18 protein-coding genes, 1 other RNA gene and 1 pseudogene are annotated in these 15,849 nt (G+C 62.2%); 12 read left to right on the plus strand and 8 right to left on the minus strand.

From position 1 onward, the window contains the following. From ACVOL0_RS05085 to ACVOL0_RS05095, 3 genes are all read left to right on the plus strand, one after another. A partial coding sequence (locus tag ACVOL0_RS05085) for an SOS response-associated peptidase family protein (RefSeq protein ID WP_481548161.1) occupies nt 1–364 on the plus strand: 364 nt, incomplete at its 5' end. 205 nt (nt 365–569) lie between these two features. Continuing rightward, nucleotides 570–1,436: a hypothetical protein gene (locus ACVOL0_RS05090; RefSeq protein WP_481548162.1), complete on the plus strand. Its 867-nt coding sequence runs from the start codon at nt 570–572 to the stop codon at nt 1,434–1,436. A gap of 5 nt (nt 1,437–1,441) precedes the next feature. Continuing rightward, nucleotides 1,442–1,666: a hypothetical protein gene (locus tag ACVOL0_RS05095; protein ID WP_481548163.1), complete on the plus strand. Its 225-nt coding sequence runs from the start codon at nt 1,442–1,444 to the stop codon at nt 1,664–1,666. A gap of 68 nt (nt 1,667–1,734) precedes the next feature. On the opposite strand, the gene ACVOL0_RS05100 is transcribed toward ACVOL0_RS05095, so the two are convergent. The 4 genes and pseudogenes from ACVOL0_RS05100 to ACVOL0_RS05115 all read right to left on the minus strand — a co-directional run bounded on the left by ACVOL0_RS05100 (nt 1,735) and on the right by ACVOL0_RS05115 (nt 4,250). Then, nucleotides 1,735–1,959, minus strand: a complete 225-nt coding sequence (locus ACVOL0_RS05100) for a hypothetical protein (RefSeq protein WP_481548164.1) — start codon at nt 1,957–1,959, stop codon at nt 1,735–1,737. A 134-nt stretch (nt 1,960–2,093) separates the two neighbouring features. Next, nucleotides 2,094–3,344, minus strand: a complete 1,251-nt coding sequence (locus tag ACVOL0_RS05105) for a tyrosine-type recombinase/integrase (protein ID WP_481548165.1) — start codon at nt 3,342–3,344, stop codon at nt 2,094–2,096. Nucleotides 3,345–3,448: 104 nt separating this feature from the next. Next, nucleotides 3,449–3,802: a transfer-messenger RNA gene (gene ssrA, locus ACVOL0_RS05110) on the minus strand. A gap of 89 nt (nt 3,803–3,891) precedes the next feature. Then, nucleotides 3,892–4,250: pseudogene (locus tag ACVOL0_RS05115) on the minus strand (DUF6713 family protein). Between the two features lie 139 nt (nt 4,251–4,389). Between ACVOL0_RS05115 and ACVOL0_RS05120 the strand changes: the two are divergent. After that, a complete protein-coding gene (locus ACVOL0_RS05120) occupies nt 4,390–5,016 on the plus strand; it encodes a hypothetical protein (protein WP_481548166.1) in 627 nt (208 codons plus the stop codon). On the opposite strand, the gene ACVOL0_RS05125 is transcribed toward ACVOL0_RS05120, so the two are convergent. Beyond that, nucleotides 5,013–5,432, minus strand: a complete 420-nt coding sequence (locus ACVOL0_RS05125) for a GNAT family N-acetyltransferase (RefSeq protein ID WP_481548167.1) — start codon at nt 5,430–5,432, stop codon at nt 5,013–5,015. The genes ACVOL0_RS05120 and ACVOL0_RS05125 overlap by 4 nt on opposite strands. Further along, nucleotides 5,432–5,935 carry an SsrA-binding protein SmpB gene (smpB, locus tag ACVOL0_RS05130; RefSeq protein ID WP_481548168.1) on the minus strand — a complete coding sequence of 168 codons (504 nt, stop codon included), beginning with the start codon at nt 5,933–5,935 and terminating at the stop codon, nt 5,432–5,434. Before smpB ends, ACVOL0_RS05125 begins: the two co-directional genes overlap by 1 nt. A 56-nt stretch (nt 5,936–5,991) precedes the next feature. Between smpB and ACVOL0_RS05135 the strand changes: the two genes are divergently transcribed. Together ACVOL0_RS05135 and ACVOL0_RS05140 are read left to right on the plus strand one after the other, a co-directional pair. Next, nucleotides 5,992–6,420 carry a type II toxin-antitoxin system RatA family toxin gene (locus tag ACVOL0_RS05135; RefSeq protein ID WP_481548169.1) on the plus strand — a complete coding sequence of 143 codons (429 nt, stop codon included), beginning with the start codon at nt 5,992–5,994 and terminating at the stop codon, nt 6,418–6,420. A gap of 3 nt (nt 6,421–6,423) precedes the next feature. Continuing rightward, nucleotides 6,424–6,681: an RnfH family protein gene (locus ACVOL0_RS05140; protein WP_481548170.1), complete on the plus strand. Its 258-nt coding sequence runs from the start codon at nt 6,424–6,426 to the stop codon at nt 6,679–6,681. Nucleotides 6,682–6,702: 21 nt separating this feature from the next. On the opposite strand, the gene ACVOL0_RS05145 is transcribed toward ACVOL0_RS05140, so the two are convergent. Next, entirely contained in the window at nt 6,703–7,092 is a 390-nt protein-coding gene (locus tag ACVOL0_RS05145) for an outer membrane protein assembly factor BamE (protein WP_481548171.1), read from the minus strand. A 104-nt stretch (nt 7,093–7,196) separates the two neighbouring features. Here ACVOL0_RS05145 and fur point away from each other — a divergent pair, with 104 nt between their 5' ends. After that, nucleotides 7,197–7,607: a ferric iron uptake transcriptional regulator gene (fur, locus tag ACVOL0_RS05150; RefSeq protein ID WP_282271992.1), complete on the plus strand. Its 411-nt coding sequence runs from the start codon at nt 7,197–7,199 to the stop codon at nt 7,605–7,607. Between the two features lie 257 nt (nt 7,608–7,864). Here the strand turns inward: fur and recN are convergent, their stop codons facing one another. Then, nucleotides 7,865–9,532 (minus strand): DNA repair protein RecN, encoded by a 1,668-nt coding sequence (gene recN / locus ACVOL0_RS05155; RefSeq protein ID WP_481548172.1) that lies wholly within the window; start codon nt 9,530–9,532, stop codon nt 7,865–7,867. A 184-nt stretch (nt 9,533–9,716) separates the two neighbouring features. On the opposite strand from recN, the gene grpE reads away from it, so the two are divergent. The 5 genes from grpE (at nt 9,717) to ACVOL0_RS05180 (ending at nt 15,788) form a co-directional block, all read left to right on the plus strand. Beyond that, on the plus strand, nt 9,717–10,232 hold the full coding sequence (grpE, locus tag ACVOL0_RS05160; RefSeq protein ID WP_481548173.1) for a nucleotide exchange factor GrpE: 516 nt from the start codon (nt 9,717–9,719) through the stop codon (nt 10,230–10,232). 145 nt (nt 10,233–10,377) lie between these two features. Continuing rightward, entirely contained in the window at nt 10,378–12,297 is a 1,920-nt protein-coding gene (dnaK, locus tag ACVOL0_RS05165) for a molecular chaperone DnaK (protein WP_282271986.1), read from the plus strand. Nucleotides 12,298–12,430: 133 nt separating this feature from the next. Further along, nucleotides 12,431–13,552, plus strand: coding sequence for a molecular chaperone DnaJ (gene dnaJ / locus ACVOL0_RS05170; protein ID WP_481548174.1), 1,122 nt, complete (start codon nt 12,431–12,433; stop codon nt 13,550–13,552). 215 nt (nt 13,553–13,767) lie between these two features. Next, complete coding sequence (pdxY, locus tag ACVOL0_RS05175; protein ID WP_481548175.1) at nt 13,768–14,676, plus strand: pyridoxal kinase; 909 nt, start codon at nt 13,768–13,770, stop codon at nt 14,674–14,676. Beyond that, entirely contained in the window at nt 14,673–15,788 is a 1,116-nt protein-coding gene (locus ACVOL0_RS05180) for a prephenate dehydrogenase (protein ID WP_481548176.1), read from the plus strand. The genes pdxY and ACVOL0_RS05180 overlap by 4 nt, the downstream gene beginning before the upstream one ends. Nucleotides 15,789–15,849 lie beyond the last annotated feature (61 nt).

Consider the following 15,849-nt stretch of genomic DNA (forward strand, 5'->3'; position numbering starts at 1 on the left):
GCTCTTCGGTGAACTTCGACTTCTTCATGGCAAAACCACCTCTCTGCTTGGGGTTAGTTTCGCCGAATTTCTCTACTTTTGGCTGGCTCAAAAAGCTGGGAGGTGGTCACTGATGCTGGTGGCCTGCCTGTGGTCGCACTGGACCGACCCGAAAGGGAAGGAGCCGGATCTGCTGAGCTTCGCAGCCATCACCGATGAGCCCGAACCTGAGGTGGCCACCGCCGGCCACGACCGGACGATCATCAACATCAAGCCCGAGCACATCGAGGCCTGGCTAAACCCAGCCCCGGCCGACCTGCAGGCGCTGTACGCGATCTTCGACGACAAGCGGCACCCGTTTTACGAGCACAAGATTGCTGCCTGACGTTGGATTGAGGGATCACAGGACTGCCGGCGCCCTTCGCGCATGTCACCTTTCAAATTCACACGACGTGAACAATTTCGGGGCCACTATCCGTAGCGCCAGATCTGGGTGATGTGCGGTGGCTGGATCTTCTGCGTATGTGGTACGGATGCTCTCTGTGTATATGGGGTTGTACTAACACAACTTTCAAATGGGGGTGGCAGTTATGGCTAGTTCGCGAATTGGTTATATTGCTGGCGCAGTTATATTTTTTTGCGCCGCTATTCTTCCGGGGAAGGTTCATGCCGAAACGATTGCTCTTGAATGTGATGGTTGCACTTTGCAGCAAATGCGAGTGAAGGCTGTTAATTACGCCAATAGAATGCCGATCCCGTCGAGTAAGATTCTTTATGTTCTTAACGCATCTGGAGACATTTCTAAAAAGTACTCCGTCGCGCGCAATCGAGATGGTGGTAGGGCGTGTGAAAATCAGACGGTGCCGACAGCCGATTGCCAGCCATATATATCGATTAACGATATGGCTGTCGAATCGCAAGTGTCAGGGCTTCTTGAATATATGCGGGTGGCGGCGGCAGCAAATGTGGGGTATGCAGATCCCCGTTTCCCCTCCAATGTTTATGAAGATATTAGCTATCCTCAGAAAAGAGCGGCGATCAATGCTGATCTAAATTTCCGTTTTGAATCTTACATTTTTTTGGCGTCAGGGGCGTGGTCGCTTGGAATAAATATTTTCTCCCCGATCCGGATCAATTATGCGGATGGCTCATATTCAAAATATTCATTTAATGTTCAATCCCAGCAGTGGGAGCCGGTAGAAACGTCATACGTCGATGCATTCGGAAACAGCGTGCCGCTTAAGATCGAACAACTGAGCGAGGGACGAGGCGGGGTGACGACAAGGTTTGAATTTCCTGTTGGAGCTGTTGCCGATAAGGGGGGGTTTGTGAATGCATTGATTAACGTTGGGGCTTTGATGACGACTGGTTCATCCAACCTTGCAGGAGGGAGAGTGTTGGTGTGCGTCAGTACTGTTGGCAATAATCGAGTAACTGTTAGTTGTCATTGGGAGTGAGTGTGATGAACGTTCGCCCAGGGTTCGGGGCTTTTTTGGTTTTTGCAGTTGCGTTGGCGGGCTGCATATTTTGTGGATTTGTAGCTCCTCATTTCTTTTCCAGGGGTGAGGTGATTTTGCGTCCATGGATGTTTAATGGCATTCTGTTTTTTGGGCTTATTGCCATCTTGAGTGGGGCGTTCGGTTGGCGCGGCTTTTACAACTGGAAGCAGGGCTTCAAAGAGAGATAGTTCTTCGCGTGGATTTTCTGGTGCGTAGTGTTTAGTTGGAATGAGGAATGCCCCCGGATCACGGGGGCTTACCGCACTGATGGCGCCTCGTGACAGGTGATCCCATTGGCGGCTCGCTCAGCCGGAGTCAGCTGGGCGATAATCTCCACGCACAGCTTAGCTCTCTGCTCTGCAATGCCCATGAAGTTCTGCAGGATGAGGAATCCGGCGACGATGGTGGGGATGCCTATGGCGATAAAGCCATGCCACCACGAAACTTCTAGGTTTAGCCCTTCCATCATTTCTCCGATCAAAGCACTACCTCCATTGGATTGGATGAACGATCGCAGCCCGACGCTGGCCTGTCTGTCGGGCGCGCCCCTACGCCGTTTGGTTCACCGGTCGCCGGCCTTGCTATTGCAGCCATGGCTGCGCGGTGGGAGCCAAATTATGCGGACTTGGCAGGCTGAGTCCGCAGTTTGTCCAGGTAATCGGTCCACTCCTGCATCATCTTTCGTCGTTCTGGCAGGTGTGAAGTCCGGTTGTAGGACCGGCCATTCGGGTCGCGGACTTCGTGCGCCAACTGGTGCTCGATGATGTCGGGCCTGAAGCCCAGCACCTCGTCCAGGATCGTGCGGGCTGTCGCGCGGAATCCGTGGCCCGTGACTGTGCCGGTCTCGTAGCCCATGCGGCGCAGTGCAGCGGTGACGGCGTTCTCGGACATCGGCCTGTCGCGCGACCGGGCAGACGGGAACACGTAGCGCCCCCGGCCGGTGAGTGGCTTGATATCTTCCAGCACTGCAAGCACCTGGCCGGACAGCGGTACCAAATGGGGTCGGCGCATCTTCATGCGAGACGCCGGGATGGTCCAGGTCTTTCCGTCCAGATCGAATTCCGCCCATTCGGCCTGCCGCAATTCTCCGGGGCGCAGGAAGACCATCGGCGCCATCTGCAGCGCGCAACGCACGACCATGGTTCCGCTGTAGCCGTGCATCGCTTTGAGCAGAGGTGCCAACTCGTCGGGGTCTGTAACCGCGGCGAATGAATTGTCGGGTGGCGAGGCGAGGGCGCCGCGCAGGTCGGCGACCGGGTTTCGCTTGGCCCTGCCGGTGGCGATGGCGTAGCGCATGACCTGGCCACAGTTCTGCATGATCCGGTGGGCAGACTCGATGGCGCCCCGGCCTTCCACTCGTCTGGCCACGGCCAGGAAGTCGGTGGCCTCCAGTTCTGCCGCCGGCCGGCTGCCGATCCAAGGGAAGACGTCGTTGTCGAGCCAAGCCGCGACCTTGACGCGGTAGCTATCCACCCAGTCCCGTTTGGTCAGCCATTCCCGGGCGACCACTTCGAAGGTATTGGCGCCCAGCTCGGCGCGTGCGGCCGCTGCGGCCTTCTTGTGCTCCCCTGGGTCGACGCCCCTGGCCAACAACTGGCGGGCGTCCTCACGGCGCTGGCGGGCGAGGGCAAGCGGAACGTCTGGGTAGACGCCCAGGGCCAGACGCTTCTCCTTGCCGTCGAACCGGTACTTCAGGCGCCACCACCGGCCGTCCTTGGGGGATATCTCCATGTACAGGCCACCACCATCGAACAGCTTCTGTGTGCGGCTGGCGGGCTTGGCTTTCCGGATGGCCATATCGGTCAGTGGGGGCATGTGATTCGTCACTGGGGGCAGATGCCCCAAAATATGCCCCCACCGTCTCATGGTCTGCAACGCAATGCGGCGGACTGCGACGGAAACAAAAAAGGCCGGAAACCCATGAATCTATTGGGTTTCCGGCCTGATCGGGACCTTGGCGGTCCATCTAATGGTGGAGGTGGGCGGAATTGAACCGCCGTCCGAAGGCACTCCATCCCCGGCACTACATGCTTAGCTCACCGTTGGGTCTCGTCCTGTGGCAGCACGGTGTGCAAAGCGCACCCCAGGACCAGCCTGTTTTGGTTAAGCCGTGACTGACAGGCAGCCGTCACAGCCGGTTCCGTGATAATGACCCTACATCCACGAGCACGGGCACAAGTGGGTTCGGGGCTTACGCCTTAAGCGGCGAGAGCGTAGTTGTCGTCGTTGGCAACTAGAGTTTTGCAGCTGGATTTACGAGGAAAGCTACCCCCTCGGCATGCGCCAAGCGACTTCACAACCCCCGTCGAAACCAGTGCACCCCCGGTAAGACGTTGATTCATGAGGGCTCTGGACAATGTTCCGGCCATAGCCTCGCTGACGAAACGAATGCTACAGGGAAAACCCTGAACAGTCACCCGCGTGAACTTGGATTTTGCCGGGCTTTCAGCAAAAGGCCGATGCCACTTGCCACGCAGGCGACGATGGTCGCGATGGAGAGTGGCAGGCCGAACTGGTCTTTGCCTGCTGCGGCAAAGCCGGCGTGGAGCAGGGCGGTTAGCACGCCAATGCAGCCGCAGAGCAGGGCATAACGCCTCGCTTGTGGCGTAGCCAACGCCACTTGCCGATAGCCATGGAGCATGCCAGTAGGTTGAACAACAGAAAGCCTTGTATGCCGCCGGGCACATGGAACATCTCCCATTCGTGCCAGTAGGCGGCATCTATCTGGTGAACGATCAGCGACAGCAGCGTTGCGTTGTACCAGCGATCCATCGTCAAAGAACTCTTTGTGGGGCGCCAGTCTAGTCAACAATCTTCATGACTACGTGCGGCTGCGATGTCGCATCAACTTGAACACATCAGTTGAGGCTTAACGCCGCGCCGACCTTTCTGCGACGTTTGCCGCTGGACCATGGCCGCGATCAAGTTGGTGAAAGTGAGGGTGCTTATGCAGCAGCGCGGTTTGCGCAGCTTGGGCTTGTTGGCGGCTGGAGCTGGGGCTAGGTTCCGGCAGCGGGCACTGGCGCCTGTCCTGTTCTATCTGCTGCTGGCGGTTGCGGTGTTGGTCACGGCGTTGCTTGGGCGCAGTCATTGGCCGCAGCTTGCGCCGTTGCTGCTGCTGCTTTGTGGTGGCTTGCTGGGCTGGGTACGGGAGGTGCGTCGGCGCTGGCTTGGTGTCTATCTGTTGGCAGCTGTGTTGCTGTTGTTGCTGCAGTCGCCTTGGTCCGGGCTTGCCGCTGCTGGCGTGGAACGGGTAGCGGCCGTCGCGATGGCCATGGGCTTGGCTCAGTTGTTGGTCCATACCGCGCGGGTGTTGCGGTTTTCGCGTGCGCTGCAGTTGCAGGTTGATGCCTTGGACGATGTCGCGATCCTTGCCTTGCTGCCGCCGAAAGCTGCCGAGGAGGCGCGGCAATGGTTGGCTGGTGATGACCGCAAAGCGGCTGAGTTGAGTGAAGTGATCAGTTTGACCGTGCTGTACGCGGCCTTGCAGTTGCCCGGGACCCAGCGTCGCGATCTGCGCCGGATACTGATGGGTTAAAGCGTCTTGCGCAGATAGATGCGCTCATGGCCTGGCGGGAAGTCGGGCAGGCGGCCGAAAACTTCGTAGCCGTGCAGGAGATAGAAGCCCTCAGCCTGCCAGTCGAAAGTGTCCAGCACCACGCTGTGTGCGCCTGCGGCCTTGGCCTGCCGTTCGGCCTCCAGCAGCAATTGGCTGCCCAATCCCTGGCCGCGCAGTTGCGGGTCAACCCAAAGTACATGGATGGCGAGCCAGCCTGCGCAGACGTCGCCGAGCAATCCGCCACGCAGCGTTCCGTCCCGGTCATGGCTGGCCAGCTGTACTGGCAGCTCATCAAAACTATTGCCGCTGGCCTTGCGGTTGAAGGCCAGCAGCTGCGCGCACAGCGCCCGCACATCCTGCGCGCTGGCTGCCTGCAACGCGCGCTGTGTCGACATCAGGCGTTGCGGTTGTGGGCGCGCATCGCGCGCTGCTTCTCACGGTCCCAGTCGCGTTCCTTGGCGGTGTCGCGCTTGTCGTGATTCTGCTTGCCCTTGGCCAGCGCGATCTCGATCTTGATCTTGTTCTTGCTCCAGTACATCGCGGTGGGTACCAGCGTGTAGCCGTCGCGTTCGACCCGGCCGATCAGTTTGTCGATCTCGCGCCGATGCAGCAGCAGCTTGCGTTGGCGGCGGTCTTCCGGAACGGTGTGGGTGGAGGCCTGGATGAGCGGGGTGATCTGCGCACCGATCAGGAAGATCTCGCCATCGCGCACATATGCGTAAGCGTCGGTCATGTTGCCGCGGCCAGCGCGGATCGCCTTGACCTCCCAGCCCTGCAGCACCAAGCCGGCTTCGACCCGGTCTTCCAGGTGGTATTCGTGGCGCGCGCGCTTGTTCAACGAGATGGTTTTGTCGGCCGTCCCGCTCTTTGCTTTATCCTTGCTTTGTTTCTTGCTCATTTCCGTATTGTCTCCGATTCGGGGGCTCCCCGAACACTTTCTGTATCTGTATCGCCATGACAACCATTCGTCGCAGCGCGCTGGTCGAACACTCCGCCGAGCGCATGTTCAACCTGGTCAATGATGTCACCGCCTATCCTGGCCGGTTCCGCTGGTGTGACAAGGCGGAAATCCTGGAGCAGGGCGAGGAGCGGCTGGTTGCCCGGCTGGATCTGGGGCTGGGCTCGTTCCGCACCTGGTTCATGACCGAAAACACCTTGCAGCGGCCGCACAGCATCGATATGAAGCTGCGCGAAGGCCCGTTCAAGCGCCTGCACGGCCGCTGGGAGTTCCACGCCCTGTCCGAGAGCGCCTGCAAGGTCACCCTGGAGCTGGAGTTCGAGCCGACCTCGCGGCTGCTGGGGCCTGCCTTGGCGCTGGGCTTCCAGGGCTTGGCCGATCGCATGGTCAACGACTTCGTGCGCGTAGCCGATCAGGAAGCCTGAGCGATGCGTGTAGAGGTGGTGCTGGCTTGGCCTGACCGTTACCAGCAGCGGCAGCTGGAGCTGCCTGAGGGCTGCACGGTCGCCGATGCGGTGGCCGAGGCGGCGCTGGATGGCGCTGCGGCAGCGGTGGCAATGGCGGTGCACGGCGTGCTGGCGCGTCCGCAGCAGCAGCTGCAGGACGGCGACCGGGTGGAGCTGCTGCGCCCCTTGCTGGCCGACCCCAAAGAAAATCGCCGCCGGCGGGCGCGCGGCGGCGATTGACCTTGCGAAGGCGGGGCTGGATCAGCGGCCCTTCTTCTTGTCCTTGGCCAGGTTGCGGCCGAACTGGCGCACGCTGTTGCGTGCCAGGTCGCCGTCCTGGGTCGGAAAATAGTCGCCTTCCCAGCGGGTGACCTGGTCGTTCTCGAAGAACACGACGAAGTTTTTCACCTCGGTCTTGCCCAGGCGGTTCACGCGCTGGCTGGCGGTGTAGTCCCAGCGCTGGGCGTGGAACGGGTCGGCAATGGACGGCGTGCCCAGCAGCGCGTTGACCTGCTGCTTGCTTTGGCCGACCTGCAACTGCGCCACGGACTGTTCACGGATCAGGTTGCCCTGATAGATGGGCTGCTTGTAGATAATGCCGCAGCCAGTAGTGGACAGGGCGACAACGGCGATCAACAGGAGGTTGCGCATTAGGTAGGGCAGTTGAGGAAATCGGGTCGATGATACACTCCCCGGCACCCAGCGCGATCTGACCGGAGATAACTGGCGTTAAACCGCCAATGAACACGATGGCTATGGAATCCAATGACCTGCGCAAAGTCGGCCTGAAGGTTACGCATCCGCGGATGCGCATCCTTGCCCTGCTTGAACAGAACACCCCCCAACACCACCACCTCACGGCCGAGGACATCTACCGCCAGTTGCTTGATTGCGGTGATGAGATCGGGCTGGCCACGGTTTACCGTGTGCTGACCCAGTTCGAGGCGGCGGGGCTGGTCCTCAAACACAATTTCGAAGGCGGCCAGGCGGTTTACGAGCTGGACCGCGGCGGCCACCACGACCATATGGTGGACGTGGACTCGGGCAAGATCATCGAGTTCGAAAGCCCGGAAATCGAGGAGCTGCAGCGGAAGATCGCGGCGGAACACGGTTTTGAGCTGGAAGAGCATTCGTTGGTGTTGTACGTGCGCAAGAAGCGTAAGTAAGGCTTTGGTAGCGCGGCCTATGGGCTGTTGCTGTTGAACTGAAAACACCGGCCAATGGCCGGTGTTTTTGTTTATGCAGTTGCTTCTGCTCCCTCCCTTTCGCGCAGCGAAGGGGAGGGTTTGGGAGGGGTGCTTTTGGAGCGGAGCCTTAAGAGCCAAGAGCTGCCCTCACCCCAACCCCTCTCCCGCAGGCGGGAGAGGGGCTTTAGAGCCAAAGCCAAAGCCAAAGCCAAAGCCAAAGCCCTGGCTTCCCGCTATCAGGCCTCCGTCAACAGCTTCCGTGCCGCCGCCCGCGCTTCCTTGCTGACCTCGGCGCCACCCAGCATGCGCGCCAGTTCTTCCTCGCGGCCCTTGGCATCCAGCAGCTCAACCGCGCTTTGGGTCATGCCTTCCACCGGTGCTTTGCTCACCCGGTAATGGGCATGGCCCTTGGAGGCAACCTGCGGCAAATGGGTCACGCACAGCACCTGGCGGCGTTCGCCCAGGGCGCGCAGTTTCTTGCCGACAATGTCGGCGATCGCGCCGCCAATGCCCGAGTCCACTTCGTCGAAAACCATGGTTGGCACGGCATCCAGGCCCAGCGCGGCGACTTCGATGGCCAGGGAGATGCGGGAAAGCTCACCGCCAGAGGCCACTTTGCGCAGGGCGCGGGCCGGCTGGCCGGCGTTGGCGGCGACCAGGAATTCAACCCGCTCGGCACCATTCGGGTCCGGGCGCAGCTGTGCCTGTGGCTCCAGCTCGATCCGGAACTGGCCGCCGCCCATGCCCAGCTCGCCGATCAGTGCGGTGGTGGTATCGGAAAGGGAGGCTGCGGCGACTTGGCGGCTGCTGGAAAGCGTCGCCGCCACGGCTTGCCAGCGGGCGGCAGCCTTGTCGATCTCGCCAGCCAGCTTGGCCAGACGCTCGTCGGCGCCGCGCAGCTGCTCCAGCTCGGCTTCGAGGCGATCGCGGGTGGCGGCGAGTTCTTCCATTGGCACGCGGTGCTTGCGGGCCAGGTCGTGCAGGCGGCTCAGTCGGCGCTCGATGTCCTCGAAAGCTTCCGGGTCGCTGTCCAGGTCGTCCTGGACCCGGTCCAGCTGGGCCAGCGCCTCATGCAGCTGGATGCCGGCGGCGTCCAGCATGGCATCGACCTCGCCAAGGCGGGCGTCGTGCTGGCTGACCCGGCTCAGTTCGTTTCGCACCTGTTGCAGCAGCGACAGCAGCGAGGGGCCATCTTCGTCGCCATTGAGCAGGCCGCCAGCGCGCTGGCAGGCTTCGATCAAGGCGGTGGAATGGGCCTGGCGGCGGTGGCTGGCGCCAAGCGCCGCGATGGCTGCCGGCTCCAGCTCCTCGCGCTGCAGCTCACCGAGCTGGTGCTCAAGAAAGCCGATCCGGTCGGAGACATCGCCTTGCTGGGATAGCGCGTCGCGCTCATCCAGCAACGCCTGCCATTGGGCACTGGCGTTGCGCACGGCAGCGCGTTCGGCCTCATTGCGGGCGAAGGCATCGAGCAGGGCCAGCTGGCTGGGGCGCGACAGCAGCGCCTGTTGGTCGTGTTGGCCGTGGATCTCGACCAGGAAGCCGGCCAGTTCGGACAGCTGCGATACCGGCACCGGGCGGCCATTGATGAAGGCGCGGGAGCCGCCATCGGCGCGGATCACCCGGCGCAGCTGGCATTGATCTTCGTCGTCGAGCTCGTTGTCGCGCAGCCAGTTGCGTGCCGGGGCGTCGTCGTCCAGGCTGAATTCGGCCGACAACTCGGCGCGGCTGGCGCCGTGGCGGACCACGCCGGAGTCGGCGCGCAGGCCGGACAGGAAGCCTAAAGCGTCCACCATCAATGACTTGCCGGCGCCGGTTTCGCCGGATACGACAGTCATGCCTGGGCCGAACTCGAGTTCGGTGGCGCGGACAACAGCAAAATCCTTGATCGATAGATGTCTGAGCATGGCTGGCAGGTCTAGGGGCCGCGCAAAACTAGCATGCGGGCTGGGCAGGTCAATGTAGGACAGACGGTGACCGGCACAGATTAGGAACAAAGCGTCTCATGGAGTGAGTCGGAGCCTTGAAACTCTCGGTACAGCCCACATACGGGTCGTGGTAGGCGGCAGAACATCCGCCAAGGAAGCGAAAATGAACCAAGAGCACACTGAATTCGACCCCGAGAACGCCGCCCTGGGCGGTGATGACGCGCAGCACGACCAGATCGAGGCGCTGCGCGCTGAGCTGGAGCAGGTCAAGGCCGAATCGCTGCGCGAACGCGCCGACCTGGACAACCAGCGCAAGCGTGTGGCCCGCGACATCGACCAAGCTCGCAAGTTCGCCAACGAAAAGCTGCTTGGCGACCTGCTGCCGGTGTTCGACAGCCTCGATGCAGGTTTGGCTGCCGCTGGCAGCGAGCCCAATCCGCTGCGCGAAGGTATGGAGCTGACCTACAAGCAGCTGCTCAAAGTAGCCGCTGACAACGGTCTGGTCCTGCTGGACCCGGCCGGCCAGGCCTTCAATCCGGAGCACCACCAGGCCATCAGCCAGGTGCCGGCACCGGCAGGCGTGGCACCGGGTGCGGTAGTGACCGTGTTCCAGAAGGGCTACCTGCTCAACGAGCGCCTGCTGCGGCCGGCGTTGGTTGTGGTGGCCCAGGCCGACTGATCGGCCGCGCTGGCTGGCCGCTGCCTAAATCAGGCGCGGTCGCCGGCAAACAGTGTTCCGGGGATGACTTGAATGTCATCAGGTCCTTCCCCATATCCCATTCATCCCCGGCGGCTGCCGGCAAACGAATACTCAGGAGTCCCCCATGGGCAAGATCATTGGTATCGACCTCGGCACCACCAACTCGTGTGTGGCGATCATGGACGGCGGCAAGGCCCGCGTCATTGAAAACTCGGAAGGCGACCGCACCACGCCCTCCATCGTCGCCTACACCAAGGACGGCGAAGTACTGGTGGGTGCCTCGGCCAAGCGTCAGGCCGTCACCAACCCGAAGAACACCTTCTATGCGGTGAAGCGCCTGATCGGCCGCAAGTTCACCGACGCCGAAGTGCAGAAGGACATCGCCCACGTGCCGTACGGCATCCTGGCGCATGACAACGGCGACGCATGGGTACAGACCAGCGATGCCAAGAAGATGGCACCGCAGGAAATCTCTGCCCGCGTGCTGGAGAAGATGAAGAAGACCGCCGAAGACTTCCTCGGTGAGAAGGTCACCGAAGCGGTCATCACGGTGCCGGCCTACTTCAACGACAGCCAGCGCCAGGCCACCAAGGATGCAGGCCGCATTGCTGGCCTGGATGTCAAGCGCATCATCAACGAGCCGACCGCGGCTGCCCTCGCCTATGGCCTGGACAAGGGTGACAACAAGGACCGCAAGATCGTTGTGTACGATCTGGGCGGCGGCACCTTCGACGTGTCGATCATCGAGATCGCCAACGTCGACGGCGAGAAGCAGTTCGAAGTGCTGGCCACCAACGGTGACACCTTCCTGGGCGGCGAAGATTTCGACAACCGCGTCATCGAGTACCTGGTTGAAGAGTTCCAGAAGGACCAGGGCATCGACCTGCGCAAGGACCCGTTGGCCCTGCAGCGCCTGAAGGACGCCGCTGAGCGTGCCAAGATCGAGCTGTCGTCCGCGCAGCAGACCGAAGTGAACCTGCCGTACGTCACTGCAGACGCTTCCGGTCCGAAGCACCTGAACATCAAGCTGACCCGCGCCAAGCTGGAAAGCCTGGTCGAAGAGCTGATCAAGAAGTCGATCGAGCCGTGCCGCGTTGCGTTGAATGACGCCGGCCTGCGTTCGAGCGACATCAGCGAAGTGATCCTGGTCGGTGGCCAGACCCGCATGCCGAAGGTGCAGCAGGCTGTTACCGAGTTCTTCGGCAAGGAACCGCGCAAGGACGTCAACCCGGACGAAGCCGTGGCACTGGGTGCTGCGATCCAGGGCGGCGTGCTGGGCGGCGACGTCAAGGACGTGCTGCTGCTGGACGTGACCCCGCTGTCGCTGGGTATCGAGACCATGGGTGGCGTGTTCACCAAGATCATCGAGAAGAACACCACCATCCCGACCAAGGCCTCGCAGACCTTCTCGACCGCCGAGGACAACCAGTCGGCCGTGACCGTGCACGTGCTGCAGGGTGAGCGCGAGCAGGCCCGTTACAACAAGTCGCTGGCCAAGTTCGACCTGTCCGGCATCGAGCCGGCACCGCGCGGCATGCCGCAGGTTGAGGTGTCCTTCGACATCGACGCCAACGGCATCCTGCACGTGTCGGCCAAGGACAAGAAGACCAACAAGGAACAGAAGGTCGAGATCAAGGCCGGTTCGGGTCTGTCCGAGGAAGAGATCGCACGCATGGTCGCCGACGCGGAAGCCAACCGCGAAGAAGACAAGAAGTTCCAGGAGCTGGTGCAGGCCCGCAACCAGGCTGACGGTCTGATCCACGCCACCCGCAGCGCCATCACCGAGCATGGCAGCAAGGTTGGCGGCGACGTGATCGGCAAGGTTGAAGCCGCACTGGCTGATCTGGAAACCGCGATGAAGGGCGACGACAAGGCGCAGATCGAAGCCAAGTCGAAGTCGCTGGAAGAAGCCGGTCAGGCGCTGTTTGCTGCCGCTTCGGCTGGTGAGCAGGGCGGTCCGGCTCCGGGCGGCGACGCCGGTGCCCAGTCCAATGACGACGTGGTGGACGCTGAGTTCACCGAAGTCAAGGACGACAAGAAGTAAGCAAGGCCGGAGTTGTACCTGGGGATTCGGGATTCGGAACTACTGTTCCGGCTTCCGGATCCCCTTCCGGTATCTGCAATACCAGGCTTTCCGTCCCTGATTTCCAACCCCGATTACAGAACCTCATGTGCCAATGAAACGCGATTATTACGAAGTACTGGGCGTAGCCCGCACCGCCACCGATGAAGAGCTGAAGAAGGCCTATCGCCGTTGCGCGATGAAGCACCACCCGGACCGCAACCCGGGCGATGCTGCTGCCGAAGCTGCCTTCAAGGAGTGCAAGGAGGCGTACGAAACCCTGTCCGACGGCAATAAACGGCGCATGTACGACGCCCACGGCCACGCTGCGTTCGAACACGGCATGGGCGGTGGTGGTCCGGGTGGTCCGGACATGAACGATATTTTCGGCGACATCTTCGGCAACATCTTTGGCGGAGGTGGCGGCGGTCCGCGCCAGCCGCGTCGCGGTGCCGATATCGGCTACGTGATGGAGCTGGACCTGGAAGAAGCGGTGGCCGGCGTTGAGCGCCGCATCGAGATTCCGACCCTGGCCGAGTGCGGTGATTGCGACGGCAGTGGCTCGGAAGACCGCAAGGTCGAGACCTGCAATGTCTGCGGTGGCCGCGGCCAGGTACGCGTGCAGCGTGGCATCTTCGCCATGCAGCAGGCCTGCCATAACTGCGATGGTCGCGGTCAGATCATCAGCAAGCCGTGCAAGACCTGCTACGGCAATGGCCGTGTCGAGGAAGACAAGGTGTTGTCGGTCAAGGTGCCGGCGGGCGTTGATACCGGCGATCGCATCCGCCTGCAGGGCGAGGGCGAAGCCGGCCCGGCCGGTGCGCCGGCGGGTGACCTGTATGTGGAAGTGCGCGTGCGCGAGCATGCGATCTTCACCCGCGACGGCGACGACCTGCACTGCGAAGTGCCGGTGCGTATCTCGCAGGCAGCGCTGGGCGACGCAATCCGCGTCGCAACCCTGGGCGGCGAAGCGGAAATCCGCATCCCGGCCGAGACCCAGACCGGCAAGCTGTTCCGCCTGCGTGGCAAGGGTGTCAAGTCGGTGCGCAGCCGTACCGAAGGCGACCTGTACTGCCGCGTCGTGGTGGAAACCCCGGTCAACCTGACGGCCGAGCAGCGCAAGCTGTTGGAGCAGTTTGAAGCTACGTTCATCGGCGAAGAAGCGCGCAAGCACTCACCGAAGTCGGCGACCTTCATCGACGGCGTGAAGGGCTTCTGGGAGCGCATGAAGTCCTGAGCCTCACCTGTAGTGCCGAGCCATGCTCGGCATTGGCCTTACCGGTGACGCCCTGCCTGCATGGATCGCTTGTAACGCCCCTGCCGAGCATAGCTCGGCACTACGTGAATCAAAGCCGCAGCTTGCTGCGGCTTTTTTTCGTTATGCCATCTTCCATTGGTTGCGCGCGCAAGCGTATGCACTCGCGCCTCGTCCTGCGGACGTAGAATAGGGCGATGAACGAAGTCGACCATAGCCATCTCGTGCACGGTCGTCGGCAACGCCCGGATGGGCCGTCGCCGGTGGACGTGATTTCCGTGCAATCCCAATTGGTCTACGGCCATGCCGGCAACAGTGCGGCGGTGCCGCCACTGCGCGCCCTGGGCCTGCGCGTCGCCGAAATCCCCACCACGCTGCTGAGCAACGCGCCGTTCTACGAGACCCTGCGCGGCCGCGTGCTGCCTGCAGACTGGTTCGCCGAGCTGTTGCAGGGCGCAACCGAGCGTGGTTTGCCGCAGCGTGCAGGGGCCCTTGTGTCCGGCTACTTCGGCAGCGTCGCCAACGGCGCCGCCTTCGCTGATTGGCTGGACGAAGTGCTGCCGCAATCGCCGCAGCTGCGTTACTGCCTGGACCCGGTGATCGGCGATACCCATACCGGCCCTTACGTTGAGCCCGGGCTGGAAAAGATCTTCATCGAACGCCTGCTGCCGCATGCTTGGCTGGTCACCCCGAACGCTTTCGAGCTGGGTCGTTTGACCGGCATGCCGGCGCTGGAGCAGGACGACGCCATCGCTGCATCGCGCAAGCTGCTGGAGCGCGGCCCGGAATGGGTGATTGCGCATTCGGTCTCCGGCGACCCCGGCGAGCTGGTGACGCTGGCCATTGGCCGCGAACAGATCTGGCGCTGGACCTCACCGCATCTGCCGGTGGATGTGGCCGGTACGGGTGACGTGTTGATGTCGCTGCTGGTCGCCTTCCTGCTCAAGGGCCACAGCTTCGAGGACGGTGTGGGCCGCGCCATCGCCGGCGTGCATGCGGCGTTGGAAGCGACCTTGGCCACCGGCGTGGAGGAGTTCGACGTATTGGCAGCTGCACCAGCGGCGTTGGGTACGCCGTATCGCTTCCGCGCCGAGCGTCTGGCGTGAGTCTGCGTCCGGTCATAGGCATCGTCGGTAGCGGCGGTGCCTTTGGACGTTGGCTGCGCGGTTTCTTCGCGTCACGCATGGGCCTGCAGGTGATTGGCCATGATCCGGTCGATGCAGACTCGCAGACGCCGGAGCAGTTGCTGGAACAGGCCGATGTGCTGCTGTTCTCGGCGCCGATCCGACATACGCCAGCATTGATCCGCGACTACATCCTGCAATCGGCGGGACGTGAGCGCGGCAAGCTGTGGCTGGACGTTACCTCGATCAAGGCCGAGCCGGTGGCAGCGATGCTGGAATCGCAGGCCTCGGTCGCCGGCCTGCACCCGATGACCGCACCGCCGAAGGCGCCGACCTTGAAGGGCAGGGTGATGGTGGTCTGCGAAGCGCGGTTGGATGCGCAGTGGCAGGCGTGGCTGGATGAACTGTGCATCGCCTTGCAGGCCGAATGTGTGCGCGGCACCGCCGAGCACCACGACCGGGTCATGGCGCTGGTGCAGGCGATGGTGCACGCCACACATCTGGCCCAGGCCGGCGTGCTGCGCGAGTACGCGCCGATGCTGGGTTCGCTGAGCGAACTGATGCCGTATCGATCGGCTGCGTTTGAACTGGATGCGGCGGTGATCTCGCGCATTCTGTCGTTGAATCCTGCGATTTACGAAGACATCCAGTTCGGCAATCCGCATGCCGGTGAAGTGCTGGACCATCTGTTGCAGCAGCTGCAGCAACTACGTGGTCTGGTGGGGAAGGGTGACGATGCCGCGCGAGCGCTGTTCCGCAGCCAGTACCTTGCCGACAACAAGGCGGCGGTGGACGAGCAGACCCTGCGCGATGGCAACTACAGCTTCGAGCGGGTCGGCTACCTGTTGGCGGACCTGACCGACCAGCGTGCGATGAGCGTGCATCTGCCGGAGGACCGCGCCGGCTCCTTGCGCGAGTTGCTGCATGTGTTCGAACGCCATGGCATCAGCCTGGCCTCGATTCATTCCTCGCGCACGCCGAGCGGTGAGGTGCATTTCCGGATGGGCTTCGTGCAGGCGTATGCACCTGACGTGATTTCAGCCGCCAGCGACGAGATCAACAGCAGTGGCATAGGCCGGGTGCTGGAGCGCTAAGCGCGTCGCTCCCACAGAATCCCCGACCTTGTAGGAGCGGCGTAAGCCGCGAAGCCCGTGA

This window comes from Stenotrophomonas sp. STEN021 (genome assembly GCF_056760175.1).

Excerpts from the sequence above, each read along its gene's own strand:
- ACVOL0_RS05145 (WP_481548171.1), bottom strand. The coding sequence starts at position 7,092 with ATGCGCAACCTCCTGTTGATCGCCGTTGTCGCCCTGTCCACTACTGGC.
- ACVOL0_RS05090 (WP_481548162.1), top strand. The coding sequence starts at position 570 with ATGGCTAGTTCGCGAATTGGTTATATTGCTGGCGCAGTTATATTTTTT.
- grpE (WP_481548173.1), top strand. The coding sequence starts at position 9,717 with ATGAACCAAGAGCACACTGAATTCGACCCCGAGAACGCCGCCCTGGGC.
- pdxY (WP_481548175.1), top strand. The coding sequence starts at position 13,768 with ATGAACGAAGTCGACCATAGCCATCTCGTGCACGGTCGTCGGCAACGC.
- ACVOL0_RS05135 (WP_481548169.1), top strand. The coding sequence starts at position 5,992 with ATGACAACCATTCGTCGCAGCGCGCTGGTCGAACACTCCGCCGAGCGC.
- fur (WP_282271992.1), top strand. The coding sequence starts at position 7,197 with ATGGAATCCAATGACCTGCGCAAAGTCGGCCTGAAGGTTACGCATCCG.
- ACVOL0_RS05105 (WP_481548165.1), bottom strand. The coding sequence starts at position 3,344 with ATGAGACGGTGGGGGCATATTTTGGGGCATCTGCCCCCAGTGACGAAT.
- ACVOL0_RS05125 (WP_481548167.1), bottom strand. The coding sequence starts at position 5,432 with ATGTCGACACAGCGCGCGTTGCAGGCAGCCAGCGCGCAGGATGTGCGG.
- recN (WP_481548172.1), bottom strand. The coding sequence starts at position 9,532 with ATGCTCAGACATCTATCGATCAAGGATTTTGCTGTTGTCCGCGCCACC.
- smpB (WP_481548168.1), bottom strand. The coding sequence starts at position 5,935 with ATGAGCAAGAAACAAAGCAAGGATAAAGCAAAGAGCGGGACGGCCGAC.
- ACVOL0_RS05120 (WP_481548166.1), top strand. The coding sequence starts at position 4,390 with ATGGCCGCGATCAAGTTGGTGAAAGTGAGGGTGCTTATGCAGCAGCGC.
- ACVOL0_RS05140 (WP_481548170.1), top strand. The coding sequence starts at position 6,424 with ATGCGTGTAGAGGTGGTGCTGGCTTGGCCTGACCGTTACCAGCAGCGG.
- ACVOL0_RS05095 (WP_481548163.1), top strand. The coding sequence starts at position 1,442 with ATGAACGTTCGCCCAGGGTTCGGGGCTTTTTTGGTTTTTGCAGTTGCG.
- dnaJ (WP_481548174.1), top strand. The coding sequence starts at position 12,431 with ATGAAACGCGATTATTACGAAGTACTGGGCGTAGCCCGCACCGCCACC.
- dnaK (WP_282271986.1), top strand. The coding sequence starts at position 10,378 with ATGGGCAAGATCATTGGTATCGACCTCGGCACCACCAACTCGTGTGTG.